We start from the raw sequence: 628 nt of genomic DNA on the forward strand, positions 1-628 counted from the left end.
CTGTCGGGATTCACGACAACTTTTTTGATCGCGGAGGACATTCCTTAAAAGCAACCGCGCTTGTGTCCCGGATCGCCAAAGAATTCGATGTACAGGTGCCGCTGAAAGATGTGTTTGCCCATCCGACTGTAGAAGGACTGGCTTCCGTTATCCGTGAAGGAACGGACAGTCCATATGAAGCGATGAAGCCGGCTGAAAAGCGCGAGGCCTATCCGGTTTCCTCCGCCCAAAAAAGGATCTATGTCCTTCAGCAGCTGGAGGACGGAGGGACAGCCTACAATATGCCGGCTGTGGTAGAGCTGGAAGGGAAGCTGGACCCCGAAAGGCTGGACAGGACTTTTAAAGAGCTAATCAAGCGCCACGAGTCGCTTCGGACATCCTTCGAACAGGACGAAAGCGGCGAGCCGGTGCAGCGCATTCATGACGAGGTGCCGTTTACATTACAGACAGCAGTCCTCGGCGAACAAACCGAACAGGAAGCCGCAGCCGCGTTTATCGAGTCCTTTGATCTCAGCCAAGCGCCGCTGTTCCGTGCCCAAATCGTAAAGGTATCAGATGAGCGGCACCTGTTGCTGGTTGATATGCATCACATTATTTCAGACGGTGTTTCCGTCAATATTCTGATTCG

At 53.2% G+C, this 628-nt stretch carries 1 protein-coding gene; it reads left to right on the plus strand.

Annotated features, from left to right (window positions below; genetic code table 11):
* Window positions 1-628, plus strand: a 628-nt coding sequence (locus KHQ79_RS22060) for a condensation domain-containing protein (protein ID WP_225516939.1), incomplete at both ends; no start/stop codon positions are given.

Origin of the sequence: Bacillus sp. TSO22 (assembly GCF_020223595.1) — a bacterium.
In the GTDB taxonomy this organism is placed as follows: Bacteria; Bacillota; Bacilli; order Bacillales; family Bacillaceae; genus Bacillus; species Bacillus inaquosorum.